Below are 16,018 nucleotides of genomic sequence, written 5' to 3' on the forward strand. Positions count from 1 at the left end.
CAGGGGGGCCAACCTGATGGATTCTCGTGCGCTGCAGGAACTCGCAGCCTGTATCGAACGGGTCCACGCGACCGACGACTTGGGCCACACGCTCGCGGACGGCATGTCGGGCCATCTCTCCGACGCCTGGCGGGAGTGGGACGGCGAAAGCCCCGAACCGTCCTTTGTGCTCGGGGTCTTCTCCTTCTACCGCTACCTGGCGGCACACGAGCCGACCGACATGCGCCTGGCAGTCATGGCGCTCACTCCCTGCCTGCTGTACAGCGAAATGGCGTTGCCACCGGACATGCTCCCCTTTCTCGCCGACTACGGCGTCTGTGAGGCGGAACTTCTGCGTCGAGACGCCCGCGACTCACCCGATCCCGAGCCGGCCGAGCGTGCTGTGTTCGCCTGGCGGCGCATCCTCATGGCCACCCAGGACGGCCACCCGAGGAGGGGCGAGCGTGAGACCACCCTGCTGAGGGCGGTCCGCCTGCTCGCCGCCCGGCGCGGAGACACCGCCGAACTCGACCGAGCCGTCGCCGTGGCGCGAAAACGCCTCGCCCCGCCAGGCCGCCGGAAGCGGTTCGCCACCCTGCTCGAGCTCCTCCTGGCGTTCGAGGAACGGTACGAGGCGACCGGCAACGTGGCGGACAGCGAGGCCGCACTCCAGTGCGCCGAGGAATTGGCCTCGTTCGCCTCGGCGGGGGATCCGACTGGTCGCCACCTCTTGTTCTCGTTCGGCGAGAAGCTGTATCAGCGGTTCCTCCGTGATCCCCACAGCGCGGATTTGGGGCGCGCCCTCACCTTCCTGCAGGAGTCCGTCTCGCTCCCCGACCCTGAGCAGCCGACCCGGCTGCTGACCCTCTCACGCGCCCTCTCCATGTGGTTCGTCACCGCCAAAGACCCCGACGTCCTGAACGCGGCGATAGCCGCAGCCGAACAGGCCGAGGCGCTGGTCGAACGAGACCACAAGGACTACCCGCTCCTCGAATGGCATCTCGCCACGCTGTACTTACAGCGCCACAGGCAAGCACACTCTGCCGACGATCTCGACAAAGCCACCGCAGCGGTGTCCGAGGCCGCCATGTGTCTTCCCCGCGAGATTCGGCTCACCGCTCTCAGCTCCGACATCGAATTCGCGCACTTTCGACGCTCGGTAGACACCGAGCGCCTCCACAGGGCCCTCGTACTGAGGGAACGCGTGGTACGGAAAACTCCCGACGAAGACGAAGCCGCGCGAGCCGACGCCCTGTATCAGCTCAGCCAGATCCAGATGCACTGGTACCGGCGGACGGGATCGCTCGGACACCTGGACGACGCCACCACCAACGGCCGAGCGGCCGTCGACCTACTGGCGGCGAACGACAGACGTCGCTCCCGATTCCTGTGCGGTCTCGGCAACGTCTGCTTCACACGCTTTTCGTCTCACCGCGAGCGGGACGCCATGCCCGAGGCGATACACCTGTTCCGAAGCGCCGCCGCAAGCGCACCCGACGACTACCTCCCGCACGCGTTGCTCGCCACGGCCCTATGGCAATGGTACGAGGTGACGGGTGACAGCGCCGACCTCGACGAGTCCGTCACCTGGGGCGAACGCGCTTTGGAGCTCGCCCCCGCCGGCCGACGGGCGGACGTCCTCCTGGACCTCACCGCCGCCCGCCGACTGCAATTCCGCCGCATCCCCGACGCGGCCGCTCTGCACCGGGCGAAAGCGACGCTCACCGAGGCCCTCAGCCTTCCCGGTCTGTCGCCGAGAACACGGATGCAGATCACCCTGGAACAGGCCGAGCTGGCTTCGCTTCCCCCGGTGAATCCGACCGAACGACTGCGGGCCCTCGAGGCAGCCGTCGAACTGCTTCCCCACATCGCCATGCGCAGCAGGTACTACGAGGACCGTGAGTTCCTGCTGGGCGTCCACTCCGGCCTGGGCGCGAAAGCGGCCGACGCCGCGGTCGCGGCCCACCGTCCCGACCGTGCCCTGGAACTCCTCGAGAAGGCGCGAGGCATCCTCGCCGACGCCTTGCGCGACACTCCGGAAATCACGGCCCGTGACCTCTGCCGCAACACCGTACGCGGACCCATAGTGACGGTCAGCGCAGTCGAGACCGGGGGACTTGCCCTTCTGGTCACTCCCTCGGGGGTCCACCCCGTCTCCCTACCAGGGCTCACCTTCGACGAGGCCAGGGCACGGCACAAAGCTCTCCAGGAGGCCCTCACCTCCCAGGCATGTGACGAGGTCCTCGACATCCTCACCTGGCTCTGGCACACGGTCGCCCGCCCCGTGATCGAAGCCCTGACCGCCATGGGCTGGAACGGCCCCCGCCTGTGGTGGTGCCCCGTAGGCATCCTGTCGCTCTTTCCCCTGCACGCTGCGGGCGACGGCCATGATTCCGTCATGGCCAGAACCGTGTCCTCCTACCTGCCCACTGTCCGCGCCATGCCCGCCGCCCACCCCACCCCGGCTCCACCGGGAAAGGCCCTTGTCGTCGCCATGAGCAGAACGCCCGGCCAAGCCTCCCTGCCGGGCGCTGCTTCCGAGGTGAACAGCCTTGTCCGATTGCTCGATGCCTCGGTCCTGCACAACGAGCAGGCCAGCCGCGGCGCCGTACTGTCTGCCCTGCCCCACACCCGGATCGTCCACTTCGCCTGCCACGCGCAAGCCGACACACGCGAGCCCACTCTCAGCCGCCTGTTGCTCCACGACCAGCCACTGACCCCGAGAGACCTGCCGGTTCGTCTTGACGCCGATCTCGCCTACCTGTCGGCCTGCGCCACGAGCGACGTCCTGTTCATCAGGGCCGATGAAGCGATGCACATGACCGCTGCCTTCCAGGTGGCAGGTTTCCGCCATGTCGTCGGCACCCTCTGGCCCGTGAACGATCAGGCCGCATCCGACGTCGCCGACCGCTTCTACACTCTCATCGCCGCTCACGGTCCCGACTACGCCGCCCAGGCCCTTCACACAGCCGTCTCAGAAATCCGCCGTTCCCACCCCGACAGGCCCGACCTGTGGGCGTCCCACCTCCACACGGGCCCCTGACCCGGCTCCGCGGTAGTGGGCCGTCCGACCGGATGGGGGGTTTGTTGGCAGTGGGCCAGCTCGCCCGCTGCTTGCCAAATGCGGCGCGTCCTGGCGTGGACAGCGCGCCGGTCGTTCAATGGAACCGTGATCACGCCAGGGCGAGGGCGGACTCCGCACTGCCGGCCACCGCCATTTCATATCGTGCCGTCGCGTGGAGAGGGGAAGTGTGCAGGATCTGCCCAAGTCGGCGACGGAGCCCGACGGCTCCGTGGTGGTGCGCGTGCTCAGTTACAACATCCGCTCCATGCGCGACGACGTCGCCGCCCTCGCCCGGGTGATCCGGGCCTGTCAGCCCGACATCGTCTGCGTTCAGGAGGCGCGGCGGTTCTTCCGCTGGCGCCAGGCCGCCGCCGGCCTCGCCGGTTCCGCCGGACTCGTGTACGTCTCGGGCGGCGCCACCGCCTCCGGCCCCATGATCCTCTCCTCGCTCCGCGCCCACGTGGAGCGCACGCAGGACATCCTGCTGCCCCGTACCCCCGGTCTGCACCAGCGTGGCTTCGCGACTGCCGTGCTGCGGTTCGGCCGGGCCCGGCTCGGGGTGCTCAGCTGTCACCTGAGCATCGATGATCAGGAGCGCTATGAGCAAGGCCACATGCTCCTCGACCGGTTGTCCGCCCTGGAGGCGCCGTACGCCGTCGCCGCGGGCGACCTCAACGACCGGCCCGACGGCCGCACCTTCGGCCTGCTCGCGGATGCCCTGCAGGACGGCTGGGCGACAAAGCCGTGGGGGCGTGAGCACACCACCCGGCTGGGCGATCCACTGCAGCGGATCGACGCGATTTTCGTGACGGAGGGCGTTCAGGTCCTCGGGTGCGGGGTGCCGATGGGGCTCTGCGGGGTCGAGGAAGGAGACCTCCGGGCAGCCACGGATCACCTACCGGTGCTGGCCGCTGTGCGGGTGCCCGCCGCGTAGCCATGGGCCCCGGGGGCTCCGGGCCCCCGATCCTTGAACGCTTGCGGCCTTGGCGCCTGTTGTGTGATCGGGGGACTCGACGTCTGCGCAGGGCATGGCCGCTGCGGGAGACGTTCTCCGGCCAGGGTGGCCGCCTCCCGCATGAGCCGGGGGAGTACGGCGGGGACGCGGACGCCTGCGGGCTGTGCCGGGTCGGTCACTGAGCCTCCGCCAACTTGTAGTCGCGGGTCGAAGGGATGGTCACGCGCTTACTGCACTGAGCGTTCCAGTGCACCCCGGTGATCGGAAACCCACTGATAAGCCGTCCGAACTCGCCTCACCGCCCCAGCCTCACGAAGCCGGGCCATGGCGGTGTCACCCGCATCAGCCTGGGACTCGATGCCTCGCCAGCACCGGTCCTGCCACCACAAGATCGTGGACACGAGACGTCGCCGGTCCGACAACTCGTAGCTGTCGACGATCAGCCTCATGCGCCGGCCCACCTCCTCGACGTCGGTGACCGAAGGGCCCAGATCGAGGTACTGCCAGCAGACATGAGCGAGGTCATGGATCCGCGCGCCCGGCGCAGCAAGGTCCCAGTCGATGAATGCCACTGGACGAAGCTCGCCCCCGCACAGCTGATAGACCGTGTTCTTGGGCGACAGGTCGTTGTGACACACGACCTCTTGGTCACCGGCCAGTGGAGTGCCGGCCGTCAGGTCGTGGAACTCACGCACGAGCCGGGCGACCGCCGCCAGACTCTCGTCGGATGAGACAGCAGCAGGTTGTCGCCGCTCCCATGCCACATGCCCCTCGAGGTAACTGAGGACTTCACGGCCCTCGTCGTCCACACCGAGATATCGCGGAGCACCACTCCAGCCACGGGCTTCAAGCAACCTCAGTACATCACCCACGAACCTCGTGCGTGCCGAGGCTGGACGGCGCACCGTGTCCCCGACACGAACGACCGCATTGACGAAACCTCCAGGCAAGGGCGACTCAGGCATCCGTCCACCCTGCCCGATCGTCAGCTCGAACTGCCATTGACTTATCCTGCCGCTTGATCCGCCCCCCGAGGCGACTCCGCCGGATGACACCAGCAGACCTACGGCCTCAAGTTCGCGGAGGCCCACTCACCCGAGGCCGGCGCGCGCTCCCACAGGCCCCCGCTCAGGGACCGAGTAGCGTAGGGGAGCTGTGTCGGCAGGCGACCGGTGAGGACGTCGTGGCCGGTCCGTGATGAGCCGTGAGAGCTTGGCGCAGCACCACATACCGCGGCTCAGCCGGGGCAGTCGACTGCCGGGAAACTCGGGTGCGCAAGGGGCCCGGTCCCCGTTACGGTCCTTGCTGTGCAGGTGCGCAGGCTGCGGCTACTTCGCCTCTCAAGCGGGTAACGCGGGTTCGAATCCCGCCGCCGGTGCCACACCGGTGTCGTCCAGCGGCCCAGGACGCCTACAGTGCGCCGCCGCCGACCTTGAACTCTGCACACCGAAGGCAGGCCGCCCGCCGCGGGGGAGTGGGTGGGCGGTTTCGTCATGTGATCGAACGGCTGTGCCGGCAGACCGCCGGCAGCGGCACCGTACAGCCTGGCAGTGTCACTCTCCATGGATGTCATGGCCTGAACGGGCAGCGGGTCGTCGAGATGATGCAGGGCACTGCCCGACACGGTGAGCGGCTTCGAGAAGGCTGCCGTAGATCACCGTGGTGTCGCCACGCCCTGACTGTCGGGTTCCAAGGAGTTGGCGCACTGGCGGGGCGAGGGTGGGTGCGCCATGCGGTGTGGAGAGGGGTTTGGGGTCGGTTCGCTCTGTCACGGACTCGCTCGGTCATGCCCCGGTGAGCCCCCTGGGGGTTCTTCGTCTGTGGCCAGCCGTGAGTGACGTTCGACGTCGTAGCGGACACCGTCGTACTCCAGTTCCCGGCGCTCGATCCCTTCCGCCGCGAAGCCCGCAGCCTGGGCCACCTTGCAGGAGGCCGGGTTGTTGACCCGGTGGCCCGACTCCAGCCGGAACAGTCCGACTTCGTCGAAGGACCAGCGGGCCGGCGACCGGCAAGCCCGCGATGCGACGCCACGGCGCCGGGCAGCGGCCGTGGTCCGATACGACACCCACCCGGTCCGATGGTGCTGGTTCACCGCACTGACCGCAACGTTGCCCAGCACGTTGTCCATGCCATCGACGACAGCGAAGGCAAAGGCCGAGCCTGAGTCCCACTCATCGGCTCGAACGATCTGAAAGTGTCGCGCAGGCACGGCTTCCCCGCCATCGCTTACAACCGCGGGGGAAATTGTGGTCTGGACGTGCGGGCCTGACGGTTCGGCTGGTGTGATCAGCTGGCTCTGTCGCGGACGAGGACGAGTTCGGTGCTGGTCCGGCGGGGGGTGGGGCGCCGCGCGGAGCGGTCGGAGACCAGGCTGGCGATCGCCAGATGGGTCTCGGCGTAGGTGTCACGGGATCCGGTGAAGCGTCGCAGGGGCGCCCATTGCCGCAGCTCGGCGTTGGTGTGCTCGATGCAGATCCGCGCGGAGGACTGTCGCCGCCGTGCCTCTTGCCAGGCCCGCTTGTCGCCGTCGCACCCGTCGTCCTTCGGCTTCCTCGGCGGGGCGGTGACCTGGTCGGGGAACTCTTTGGCCGGCCCGGCATACCCGGCGTCGGCCTGGGACTTCACCGATGGGTGGAGCCGGAACTGCTCGGCGATGCCCTCAGTGCGCACGGCGGTCTGGTCGTGCATCCGGCCGGGCCGTACGACCCCGGACAGCAGCATCCGGCCCTGTCCGTCGCTGAACGTGGTGGTCTTGATCGTGTTCTGCTTCCGCTTGCCAGAGACGAAGGCACGGCGTCCGGGGCGGCCCGTCTGTGGGCGCCTGACCTGCGTCTCAGCTCCGTCGAGCCGCAGTTCGACGGCCTCGGCCTCGGCGTAGGCGAAGACGTCGGCCAGCGTCCGCAGTCGTACCCCGGGCCGGTCGGGCACCGCGAAGCCGCGTGCCGCGAGCAGCGGGCGGACCTGCGGGATCGCCGCCGAGGCGGTTGAGCGGTCGATATCGAAGAGTTCGGCCAGGACCGCGTGCGGTAGTTGATGGCGCAGGTGTACCAGCGTGAGAAGCAGCCTGTCGTAAAGAACCAGCTTCGGCTTGCGTCCTGCCCCACCGCCCGCTTGCGTACACCACCCCGCGCCACGCGCAGCGTGGACTGTCGGGCCGCCTCCCACGGTCGGCGGGTTCGGCGAACAATTCGCCCAAGTGTGCGCGGGAGACACCGGACAGAGCAGGATGGGAGCAGGCCGTGCGGGCCCAGGTCAGCTTCACAACTCATCTAACCCGCACGGCCGTTCTCACGTCACTGCTGACCGGCCCCGCCAGCACTTCCCCCAGGTCGCAAGCCAATGGGGTAGTCGTAGCGTATGAACCCCTTGAAGCTCGCCACCTTGTCGTACAGTGCGCGGGCGGCGATGTTGTCCTCCTGAGTGGTCCAGTAGAAGCGGGATGCCCCCTGCTCCCGCGATGCATCGGCCACCTTCTCGATCAGCATCCGCGCCACGCCTCGGCCGCGTGCAGCCTCGTCGACGAAGAGATCCTGGAGGTAGCAGCTGTCTTCCATCCAGAACGTCGGGTGGAACAGGTAGTGCGCGATGCCGACCAGCTTCCCTTGCGACCAAGCGCCGATGCCGTGGAACTCGGTGCCGCCCCATAGCCGCTGCCAAGTCTGCTCGTAGCCCTCGTCCGGCACCATGGTGCGGTAGAACGCCTTGTAACCGCGCGCCAGCGCTTCCCAGGCGGCGCGGTCCTCCTCGCGCAACGAACCAATGGTGATCACGACTGCCTGTCCTCACTCGCGAGCCTCACCTGATCTGCCGATCTGCGGGACACTGTCCCGGAGCCGCCCTGGCGGGCCGTGCCGTCGCCCGTACGCCTGCGTAGCGCCACCAGTAGGCTGAGCACGTCGTACGGACGCGCCGCGACCGGGTGAGCCCCGGCACGGACACCGGCCCGTGCACCCCACCTGGCGTGCACTCCCAGCGTTCCCGCGGCGTTGGCACAGTCGAGGTCCACTTCAGCGTCACCCACATAGGCAGTTGCCTCGGCCGGAACCCCGAGCTGCCGCAGTGCCAGCAACAACCCGTCCGGCGCCGGCTTGGGCCTGCCGACTTCGTCGCCTGCGATGACCACGCCAAATCGCGCGTTGATTCCGGCGGCAGCGAGCATGCTCGAAGCCACTCGCCGGGTGGCCGCCGTGAATACGCCCAGCCGCATGCCCGCAGCGGCGACTTCGTCGAGCAGGGCCGGTATGCCGGGGAACGGCCGCAGCTCGGCGACGGCCGGATCCAGGTAAGCGTGGAACCGCTCGACCTCGGCGGGGCCACAGGTGCGGCCGAGGAAGTGTGCGAGAACCAGCTCTGTGTGGCCGACATGCCAGCCGGCGACCACTTCATCCGGCGAGACCGGCGGGCCGCCGAGCGAGCGAATCGCTTCGGCGTACGCGCGGGACACCGTGGGGACGCTATCCAAAAGCGTCCCATCCATATCGAACACAACTGCACGCATGACTCACGATCCTGCCTATGTCATCGCGTTCGACGCCAGGGCCACTTCCTGAACACTGGCTACATGTAGCGAGGCCTATATCGCGGCAGGCCAGCACGTCCGGACCTCAATTAACCCCGGGGTCGTTAGTCATCCGGTCACCGACCGGCTACGACCACTGGCCCTGGAATCAACCGTCCAGGCGCCCCCGGCCCGGGGCGATCAGGCCCGTCTCGTAGGCGAAGACGACGGCCTGGACGCGGTCGCGCAGGTCCAGCTTGGACAGGATCCGGCCGACGTGGCTCTTGACCGTGGTCGGGCTGAGGAACAGCCGGGAGGCGAGTTCGGCGTTGCTGAGGCCCCTCGCGAGGAGGCTGAGCACCTCGAGTTCGCGCGGGGTCAGGCTGGACAGATCGCGGTGGGGGGCGATGGTCTGTGGTTCGTCGTGACGGGCGAAGCGTTCGATGAGCCGACGAGTGATCGTGGGCGCGAGGAGAGCGTCGCCGGTCTGCACCAGGCGTAGGGCGGATACCAGGTGTTCGGGGGTGACGTCCTTGAGCAGGAAGCCGCTGGCGCCGGCCGTGAGCGCGGCGTAGACGTAGTGGTCGAGGTCGTATGTGGTGAGGATGATGACCCGCGTGTGGGTCGGGTCGGGGTCGCCGATGATGCGCCTGGTGGCTTCGATGCCGTCCATCTGCGGCATCCGGATGTCCATGAGGACGACGTCGGGCCGTGTACGGCGAACCGCTGCGACGGCCTCGGCCCCGTCGGCGGCCTCGGCCGTCACTTCGATGCCGTCCGCGGCCAGGATCATCTTGAAGCCGGTGCGTACCAGGGCTTGATCGTCGGCGATGACGGCGCGCAGTGGCGGCCGGTCCGTGGTCATATGGTGCTCCGTGGGATACGGGCCGTCACCCGGTAGCCGCCGGTCGGTGTCGGTCCGGCCGTCAGCTCGCCCTTGTAGACGGCCAACCGCTCGCGCAGCCCCATGTGGCCACGGCCGTTGCTCCGCCCCGGCGGGGAGTCCGTGGCGCCGCCGGTGTCGGTGATCTCGATCTCCAGGCAGGTGTCGGTGTAGCCAATGGTGACGGACGCCTGCGCGCCGCGCGCATGCTTGATCGTGTTGGTCAGCGCCTCCTGTACGACGCGATACGCCGCGAGGTCCACCCCCGGTGGCAGCGGATCCGGCGGCAGCGACACCCGGACGCTCACGGGCGTACCGGCGGCGCGTACGCGTGCGACGAGCGCGTCGAGCTGTGCGAGCCCCGGCTGGGGCTCCAGGCCGTCGGGCCTGTCGTGGTCCGGGGCGGCCAGCAGGCCCATCACGTGGCGGAGTTCGGCCATGGCGGCCCGCCCACCCGCCTCGACGGCCAGCAGTGCCTCCTTCGACTGCTCGGGCGCCATGTCCATCACTGTGCGGGCCGCGCCGGCCTGGATCACCATCACGCTCACATTGTGGGTCACGACGTCGTGCAGTTCGGCGGCAATGCGGGCACGTTCCTCCTCGACGGCGCGGCGCGTGGCCTCCTCCTGAGCGGCCCGCAGTTGTGTCACCCGATCTCGGCTGGCCGCCAGCCGAAGGTGCAGGAAGCGGACGAGGCTGGCCAGCATCCCTGCCACCAGGAGCACGAATCCCGGGCTGGACCATCCGGGGAGCATGGGTTCCGCGTTGCGGAAAGCGAGACCGGACAACGCGGCGGCGATCACCAGGACGGCGATCGCCATTATCCGGTAACGGCTGTACACGACGGCGGTGTAGGCGCCGATGACACAGGCCAGGACCGTGATCCACGAGGCGGAGCTGCCGATGGCCAGCGCTGCGCCCAGCACCACCACGAACAGGGTCAACGGATACCGGCGCCGGACCGCCAGCGGCAGCGTCGACAGGACGACCAGGGCCCAGGGCACGGAGGAGGGTTCTTCCTCCACGGGCACGTGAGCAGGGTCGGGCGGCGGGGGAGGGGCCGGGATCCCGGTCCCGGTGTCCACCGTAGGGGGGTTGAGGTTCACCGGCCCGTCACCGGGATAGCGCACCGCCACGAACAGGGCGATGACGGTCAGTACCAACGCCAGCACCACATCGGCGCGCACCGCTCGCCGGGACAGCGGAGCGGCCTTCGCCTCCGGGCGCAGCGCGTCGACGAGTTGCTGATACCGGCTACGCCGGTCTTCCCTCTCCATCCGTGCATTGTGCTGCGCTCTCCGCCCGGCCCGCGTCCACCTGTCCGGCCAGGGCGTTCCCCCAGAGGCCTACTCCTCAGGTAGGACTCCGCGGCCGAACCCTCCGCAGGAAGGACCTGATGTCGGTTCCGCGGCCGACGCGCCCGATACGCGGCGCCTCTAGGTTCGCAGGACCGGTAACGGCATGTGCCTCTCGCGACCGCAAGGACGGACAACTCATATGCATCAAGTGATCGAACTGGAGGGTGTGGTGAAGCGCTACGACAGCGCCGGCGCACCGGTGCTCGGACCGCTCACGCTCAGCGTCGCCAAGGGTGAGGCCGTCGCCGTGACGGGCCCTTCCGGCAGCGGCAAGTCCACGCTGTTGAACCTCGTCGCCGGACTGGACAGGCCGACCGATGGCGCTGTCACCGTGGCCGGGCGACGGCTCGACCGGTTGAGCGAGCACGCCCTCGCCACCTTCCGGCGCGAGCACATCGGCATGGTCTTCCAGTTCTTCAATCTTCTCGACGACCTCACCGTCACCGACAACATCCAGCTCCCGGCCCAGCTGACCGGGACCAGTCGGCGCGAGGGCGCGGCCCGCGCGGGTGAGCTCATGGAGATGCTGGGCATCCAGAAGCATGCCCGCGCCTACCCGGGCCGACTGTCCGGAGGTGAACGCCAACGGGTCGCGGTCGCTCGGGCCCTGGTCAACCGGCCCGCGCTGCTGCTCGCCGACGAGCCCACCGGTGCGCTCGACACCGCCTCGGGCCACGACGTCCGCGATCTGCTGATGGATCTGCACCGCGCCGGACAGACCATCGTGCTGGTGACGCACGACCTGACGCTGGCACAGGCATGCGCGAGCCGCGCTCTTCACCTGGTCGACGGTCACGTAGCCCTCGACTCGTACGCGCAAGCTGTCCGATGAGCCTGTTCGGTACCGGCGCGATGGCCCGGGTCGTACGCTCCGGGGTGGGCCGGCGGCGGGTGCAGACAGTGGTGATCGCCGTGGCCACGATGATGGCCGTGGCCTCGGCGGTCGTCGCCGGGTCGCTGATGGCCGTCGCGGCCGCGCCCTTCGACCACGCCTTCGACAAGCAGCAAGGTGCGCACATCACCGCCCAGTTCGATCCGGCCGAGGCGAGTGCGGCGCAGCTGGCGGAGACGGAGAAGTCGGCCGGCGTCACCGCGAGTGCGGGGCCGTACCCGTCCACGGTGTTCCGCCCGGTGGATCAGACGGGCTTCCGATTGCCGACGCTGACCCTGGTCGGGCGGTCCGGTCCGGGTGGCGACGTGGACCGGGTGGATCTGAAGTCCGGCCGATGGGCGCGGAAGCCGGGCGAAATCGTGCTCGCCGCGTCGTTCGAGGGGCCCGCCATCGGGATCGGCGCCACTCTGAAGGCCTCGGACACCACGAGCGCGCCCACCCTGTCGATCGTCGGCTTCGCTGTGTCGGCCGGGAAGAGCGCCGACTCCTGGGCGACTCCCGCGCAGGTCGACGCGCTGGCGTCGCAGGGCAACCCGGTCACGCGTCAGATGCTCTACCGCTTCGACCGCGCGAGCACGAAGGAGCAGATCCTCGCCGACCGGAAGAAGCTCGCCGCCTGCGTGGGCCCCGGGGCGCTGCTGGGTACCCAGTCCTGGCTGGACACCAAACGCACCGCTGATCAGGGTGCGGCGGCGACCGTCCCGTTCGTGACGGCTTTCGGCGTGCTCGGCATCGTGATGTCGGTGATCATCGTCAGCAGTGTGATCAGTGGTGCGGTCGGCACCAGCCTGCGCAGAATCGGCATTCTCAAGGCCATCGGCTTCACCCCACGCGAGGTCGTACGCGCCTACGTCGCCCAGGCGCTGATTCCGGCCGGTGCCGGCACCGCCCTGGGGGTCGTCCTGGGAAACCTCCTGGCCGTACCTCTGCTGGCGGACACCGAGGCGGTATACGGAACCGTCTCGCTTTCGGTGGCCTGGTGGGTGGACGTCACGGTGCCGGCCGCCACCCTGGTCATCGTGGGGCTCGCGGCGCTGATTCCCGCACTGCGGGCCGGGAGACTGCGTACGGTCGAAGCCATCGCGGTCGGCCGGTCGCCGCGCACGGGGCGTGGCCGGTGGGCGCACCGGGCGATGGGGCTGCTGCCGCTGCCGCGACCAGTGACCTACGGTCTCGCCACCCCCTTCACGCATCCGGTCCGTACCCTCGCCATGCTGCTCGCGGTGGCGTTCGGTACGGTCGCAGCAACCTTCGCCGTAGGGCTGACCTCCTCCCTTACCGTGGTCGGCACCTCGCAGGACCCCGAGAGCCGTTCCGCGGTCACGGTCACGACCACCAAGCTGAACAACGTCGCTCCCCCTCCGCCTCCTCCCGCGATGGGCAGGGTGGCAAGCCCGCCCCCCCGCAGGTGGCAGCGTGGCAAGCCCCTCCGAACCCAAGGTTGCCGACCCGGCGAAGGTACGGTCTGCCATCAAGGCACAGGCGGGCACGGCGTCGTACTACGGCAAGACCCGGACCGAGGTCGCCGTGGCCGGAATCGCAGGTTCGGTTCAGGCCAGCCTCTACGAGGGCGATTCGCGCTCCGGCAGCTACGCGATCACGTCCGGGCATTGGATCACCGGTACGGGGCAGGTCGTGGTGCCCACGCGCTTCCTGGAAAGGACCAGCACCACGATCGGTGACACGGTGCGGGTGACCTACGAGGAGGAGACCGCGAACCTGCGGATTGTGGGCGAGTCCTTCGACACCTCGGGCAGCGGGCTGGAGATCCACGCGGACATGGCCAACTTCAGGTCGGCCGTACCCAGTGTCTTCCTCGTCGAGGTGAAGTCCGGCCTCTCCGCCGACGAGTACGCCCAGAACCTCGCCGCGGTCATACGGCCGCTGGCCGGCGACGCCACGACCAACGCCCCCTCGGGGCAGGAGGGCGTCATCCTCATCATGTCCGCGATGGCGGTGCTGCTCACCTTGATGCTGGTCCTGGTGGCCGGCCTCGGCGTACTCAACTCCGTGGTCCTGGACACCCGGGAACGCATCCACGACCTGGGCGTCTGCAAGGCGATCGGCATGTCGCCGCGGCAGACCATGAGCCTCGTGCTCGCCTCGGTGACCGCGATCGGCGTGATCGGCGGGCTGATCGGCGTGCCGGCGGGCTACGCACTGCACGGCCTCGTCATGCCGGTGATGGGGCGAGCCGTAGGCACGCGTCTGCCCTTGCCGGTCCTCGATGTGTACGAGCCTGTCCAACTGCTCCTGCTGGGGCTGGGCGGGGTCGTGATGGCGGTACTGGGCGCGCTGGTCCCGGCCGGCTGGGCAGCCAGGGCGCGTACGGCCACGGCGCTGCGCACCGAGTAGCGTCCGGCCGGGCGCGAGCTGCCGGGGCGGACCCGCCAGGTCGGCGCCGGTCGGGTCGCCCGTACAGGCCCAGGTGCCCGGGCCCTGTCCAGGCAGGTCCTCTTCTGAGGGACGCGGAAGGCTGGGATGGCGGCCGGCAGTGGGAGGCGGTGCGGGGTATCGTCGGCGGTTCGGCTCGGCGAGCGGCCCCATCCCGTCCGGCCCGATCCCGCCTCCTGGACATTGGGGTGAGCGGTCAGTTCATCTCGCTGTGGGCGGACAATTGATCTCTTTGTCCGGTATGGCTACGCGTCCATCGGATGGGGGTTGGGCACCTGCTGGTCGGCATGGGCCTCGCTGCGGCCCTCTGCTGTTACAACGGCTCGTACACCTCACCCCGCAGGGCGCGTCTCAGGAACCCTCGCTGCCGCCCCCACCTGCTGGAAGAAGCTCGCTCACACCATCATTCGGGACACGGTCCTGTCGACTCACCGCGGTGACGAGGGTGGAGGAGATGTGGGCCAGGTCGGGGTCGGCAGCGATGAAGAACGTTTCGACTCCGGCCAGCTCATGGTTCATGCGAGCCATCGGCATTTCGTAGTCCAGGTCGCGAACGCCGCGGACTCCGCGGATGACGACGTCGATTCCGACTTGGCGGCAGTAGTCAACCAGCAGGCCACCGGTGTGGGAGTCGACCGTGACGTTGCTCAAGCCGGTTGCTGCCGCGCGGAGCCGGTCCAGCCGTTCTGTGATGGGCAAGCGGCCGGTCTTGTTCGGATTGAACATCACGCACACGACGACCTCGTCGAACAGGAGGGCAGCGCGCCGGAGTACGTCCTGGTGCCCTTGAGTGACCGGGTCGAAGGATCCTGGGAAGAGGGCTCGCATGATCGAAAAGAGTAACAAGCGGTCGCCCCCGGCGGTGAAGTGTCAGGGCAGCCAAACCACCAAGATCAAGCGTGACATGGAGAACGTCCAGCGGGGCGGGACAACCGCAACGTGACACGCAGATCCCGGCCGCGTGGGACACGCGCTGAGTGTCGGAACGGTCAGTGCTCCGTCTGGTCCAGCACACTGCGGCAGTGCGCCCAGGCCGGCTCGGACAGCAGCGGCCTCCATCGAGTGAACAGGTCGAGTAAGTCCGCGCCGTAGCGTATGCGGGCCTCTGGGCTGATGGCGGCGATGTCCAGCTCGTTGGCGGCGGTGAGTTCGGCGAAGTCCCGGCGCGCTTCGAGGCTTGGACGCAGCTGTGTGCCGGTGAACCGGTCGACGAACGTGCCTGAGGTATCGGCCAGTCCGCGATAGGAGGACTTGCGGTCGCAGGAAGCGTAGAAGTAGACGAGTGCTTCGGCCTCGACGCCGATCACCTCGACCAGCTCCGCTCGACGCCCTAGGTCCAGCAGCGCGACCGGGAACCCGTCGGTCCCGTAGAACGCGTGACACAGCCCAGCCGACACCAACGCAGAGCGAGCACCCCACGAGGCGAGAAGGGCGCTGACTCGCTGCAAGTGTTCCAGCAGTGTTCCGCCGGGGTGATCGATCCGTTCGGCTCCTGCCGCTTGCAAGATCGCCAGTGCTTCTGCGGTCATCTCAGCATCACCTGTCCGAACGATCGCCGTCTGATCTGAACCGCCCCTGATAGTAGGGCGGAAAACTGCCGATCAGGCTGCGATCGCCTCGCCGTGTTCGACCAACAGGCCGCGTTCGAAGCGTGCTCCGGCTCGGACGAGCGGGACAAGGGCGGGCGCCATTGAGGTCCCGCCAGCGGGCCTGGGCAGACTTGATCAGCTTATGTACCCAGCACCTCTGCTCCCGGGCGGCGGTGAACACCTCGGCCAGGGCCTTCCAGAAGCCGAGCGCGCCGTCGCCGACGGCCAGTGCCGGGGCGCGCATGCCCCGGCGGGCGCAGCCCCGCAGCGAACCGGGCCGACGCCTCCGCCGACCCCCGGTAGCCGTCGGCCCAGACATACACGTAGTCCGTGGCGGAACTGTTCAGCGAGCAGCGCGGGCCCCTGCCGAGTGGGCAGGGGCCCGCGGCACACACGGCAGAGGAGC

The 16,018-nt window shown here is 68.8% G+C and carries 14 protein-coding genes and 2 pseudogenes; 5 read left to right on the plus strand and 11 right to left on the minus strand.

Translation table 11 applies throughout. The features are described from left to right. The first annotated feature begins 16 nt into the window (after positions 1-16). Positions 17-3,022 (plus strand): CHAT domain-containing protein, encoded by a 3,006-nt coding sequence (locus ACZ4U1_RS14810; protein WP_467903307.1) that lies wholly within the window; start codon positions 17-19, stop codon positions 3,020-3,022. A 193-nt stretch (positions 3,023-3,215) separates the two neighbouring features. Then, on the plus strand, positions 3,216-3,977 hold the full coding sequence (locus ACZ4U1_RS14815) for an endonuclease/exonuclease/phosphatase family protein (RefSeq protein WP_467903309.1): 762 nt from the start codon (positions 3,216-3,218) through the stop codon (positions 3,975-3,977). A gap of 248 nt (positions 3,978-4,225) precedes the next feature. Here the strand turns inward: ACZ4U1_RS14815 and ACZ4U1_RS14820 are convergent, their stop codons facing one another. The 8 genes and pseudogenes from ACZ4U1_RS14820 to ACZ4U1_RS14855 form a co-directional block, all read right to left on the minus strand. Then, positions 4,226-4,963, minus strand: a complete 738-nt coding sequence (locus ACZ4U1_RS14820) for a phosphotransferase (protein WP_467903310.1) — start codon at positions 4,961-4,963, stop codon at positions 4,226-4,228. Positions 4,964-5,766: 803 nt separating this feature from the next. Next, complete coding sequence (locus ACZ4U1_RS14825) at positions 5,767-6,207, minus strand: GNAT family N-acetyltransferase (RefSeq protein WP_467903311.1); 441 nt, start codon at positions 6,205-6,207, stop codon at positions 5,767-5,769. 77 nt (positions 6,208-6,284) lie between these two features. Next, the gene (locus ACZ4U1_RS14830) at positions 6,285-6,926 is read right to left on the minus strand and encodes a transposase family protein (RefSeq protein ID WP_467903533.1); all 642 of its coding nucleotides are present in this window, start codon (positions 6,924-6,926) and stop codon (positions 6,285-6,287) included. Positions 6,927-6,992: 66 nt separating this feature from the next. Further along, a pseudogene (locus ACZ4U1_RS14835) lies at positions 6,993-7,211 on the minus strand (transposase family protein); the annotation flags it as partial. An 80-nt stretch (positions 7,212-7,291) separates the two neighbouring features. Then, a complete protein-coding gene (locus tag ACZ4U1_RS14840) occupies positions 7,292-7,768 on the minus strand; it encodes a GNAT family N-acetyltransferase (RefSeq protein ID WP_467903312.1) in 477 nt (158 codons plus the stop codon). Then, complete coding sequence (locus ACZ4U1_RS14845) at positions 7,765-8,496, minus strand: HAD family hydrolase (protein ID WP_467903314.1); 732 nt, start codon at positions 8,494-8,496, stop codon at positions 7,765-7,767. Before ACZ4U1_RS14845 ends, ACZ4U1_RS14840 begins: the two co-directional genes overlap by 4 nt. 169 nt (positions 8,497-8,665) lie before the next feature. Continuing rightward, positions 8,666-9,361 (minus strand): response regulator, encoded by a 696-nt coding sequence (locus ACZ4U1_RS14850; RefSeq protein WP_467903315.1) that lies wholly within the window; start codon positions 9,359-9,361, stop codon positions 8,666-8,668. Then, the gene (locus ACZ4U1_RS14855) at positions 9,358-10,656 is read right to left on the minus strand and encodes a sensor histidine kinase (protein ID WP_467903316.1); all 1,299 of its coding nucleotides are present in this window, start codon (positions 10,654-10,656) and stop codon (positions 9,358-9,360) included. The genes ACZ4U1_RS14850 and ACZ4U1_RS14855 overlap by 4 nt, the downstream gene beginning before the upstream one ends. 220 nt (positions 10,657-10,876) lie before the next feature. Here ACZ4U1_RS14855 and ACZ4U1_RS14860 point away from each other — a divergent pair, with 220 nt between their 5' ends. The 3 genes from ACZ4U1_RS14860 to ACZ4U1_RS14870 all read left to right on the plus strand — a co-directional run bounded on the left by ACZ4U1_RS14860 (position 10,877) and on the right by ACZ4U1_RS14870 (position 13,984). Further along, entirely contained in the window at positions 10,877-11,569 is a 693-nt protein-coding gene (locus ACZ4U1_RS14860) for an ABC transporter ATP-binding protein (RefSeq protein ID WP_467903317.1), read from the plus strand. 68 nt (positions 11,570-11,637) lie between these two features. Then, positions 11,638-13,311, plus strand: a complete 1,674-nt coding sequence (locus ACZ4U1_RS14865) for an ABC transporter permease (protein WP_467903318.1) — start codon at positions 11,638-11,640, stop codon at positions 13,309-13,311. Beyond that, positions 13,265-13,984, plus strand: a complete 720-nt coding sequence (locus ACZ4U1_RS14870) for an ABC transporter permease (RefSeq protein WP_467903320.1) — start codon at positions 13,265-13,267, stop codon at positions 13,982-13,984. The genes ACZ4U1_RS14865 and ACZ4U1_RS14870 overlap by 47 nt, the downstream gene beginning before the upstream one ends. Positions 13,985-14,374: 390 nt before the next feature. Here ACZ4U1_RS14870 and coaD read toward each other — a convergent pair whose 3' ends face one another. The 3 genes and pseudogenes from coaD to ACZ4U1_RS14885 all read right to left on the minus strand — a co-directional run. Beyond that, positions 14,375-14,851, minus strand: a complete 477-nt coding sequence (coaD, locus tag ACZ4U1_RS14875) for a pantetheine-phosphate adenylyltransferase (protein ID WP_467903321.1) — start codon at positions 14,849-14,851, stop codon at positions 14,375-14,377. A 161-nt stretch (positions 14,852-15,012) separates the two neighbouring features. Continuing rightward, the gene (locus ACZ4U1_RS14880) at positions 15,013-15,552 is read right to left on the minus strand and encodes a DUF6817 domain-containing protein (protein WP_467903323.1); all 540 of its coding nucleotides are present in this window, start codon (positions 15,550-15,552) and stop codon (positions 15,013-15,015) included. A gap of 199 nt (positions 15,553-15,751) precedes the next feature. Continuing rightward, positions 15,752-15,923, minus strand: a pseudogene (locus tag ACZ4U1_RS14885) (transposase); the annotation flags it as partial. Positions 15,924-16,018: the final 95 nt, after the last annotated feature.

The organism is Streptomyces sp. NPDC028928 (genome assembly GCF_055564915.1).

Bases quoted from the DNA above. Each gene is read 5' to 3' on its own strand.
- ACZ4U1_RS14845 (WP_467903314.1), bottom strand. From the start codon at position 8,496: ATGCGTGCAGTTGTGTTCGATATGGATGGGACGCTTTTGGATAGCGTC.
- ACZ4U1_RS14855 (WP_467903316.1), bottom strand. From the start codon at position 10,656: ATGGAGAGGGAAGACCGGCGTAGCCGGTATCAGCAACTCGTCGACGCG.
- coaD (WP_467903321.1), bottom strand. From the start codon at position 14,851: ATGCGAGCCCTCTTCCCAGGATCCTTCGACCCGGTCACTCAAGGGCAC.
- ACZ4U1_RS14810 (WP_467903307.1), top strand. From the start codon at position 17: ATGGATTCTCGTGCGCTGCAGGAACTCGCAGCCTGTATCGAACGGGTC.
- ACZ4U1_RS14860 (WP_467903317.1), top strand. From the start codon at position 10,877: ATGCATCAAGTGATCGAACTGGAGGGTGTGGTGAAGCGCTACGACAGC.
- ACZ4U1_RS14880 (WP_467903323.1), bottom strand. From the start codon at position 15,552: ATGACCGCAGAAGCACTGGCGATCTTGCAAGCGGCAGGAGCCGAACGG.
- ACZ4U1_RS14850 (WP_467903315.1), bottom strand. From the start codon at position 9,361: ATGACCACGGACCGGCCGCCACTGCGCGCCGTCATCGCCGACGATCAA.
- ACZ4U1_RS14820 (WP_467903310.1), bottom strand. From the start codon at position 4,963: ATGCCTGAGTCGCCCTTGCCTGGAGGTTTCGTCAATGCGGTCGTTCGT.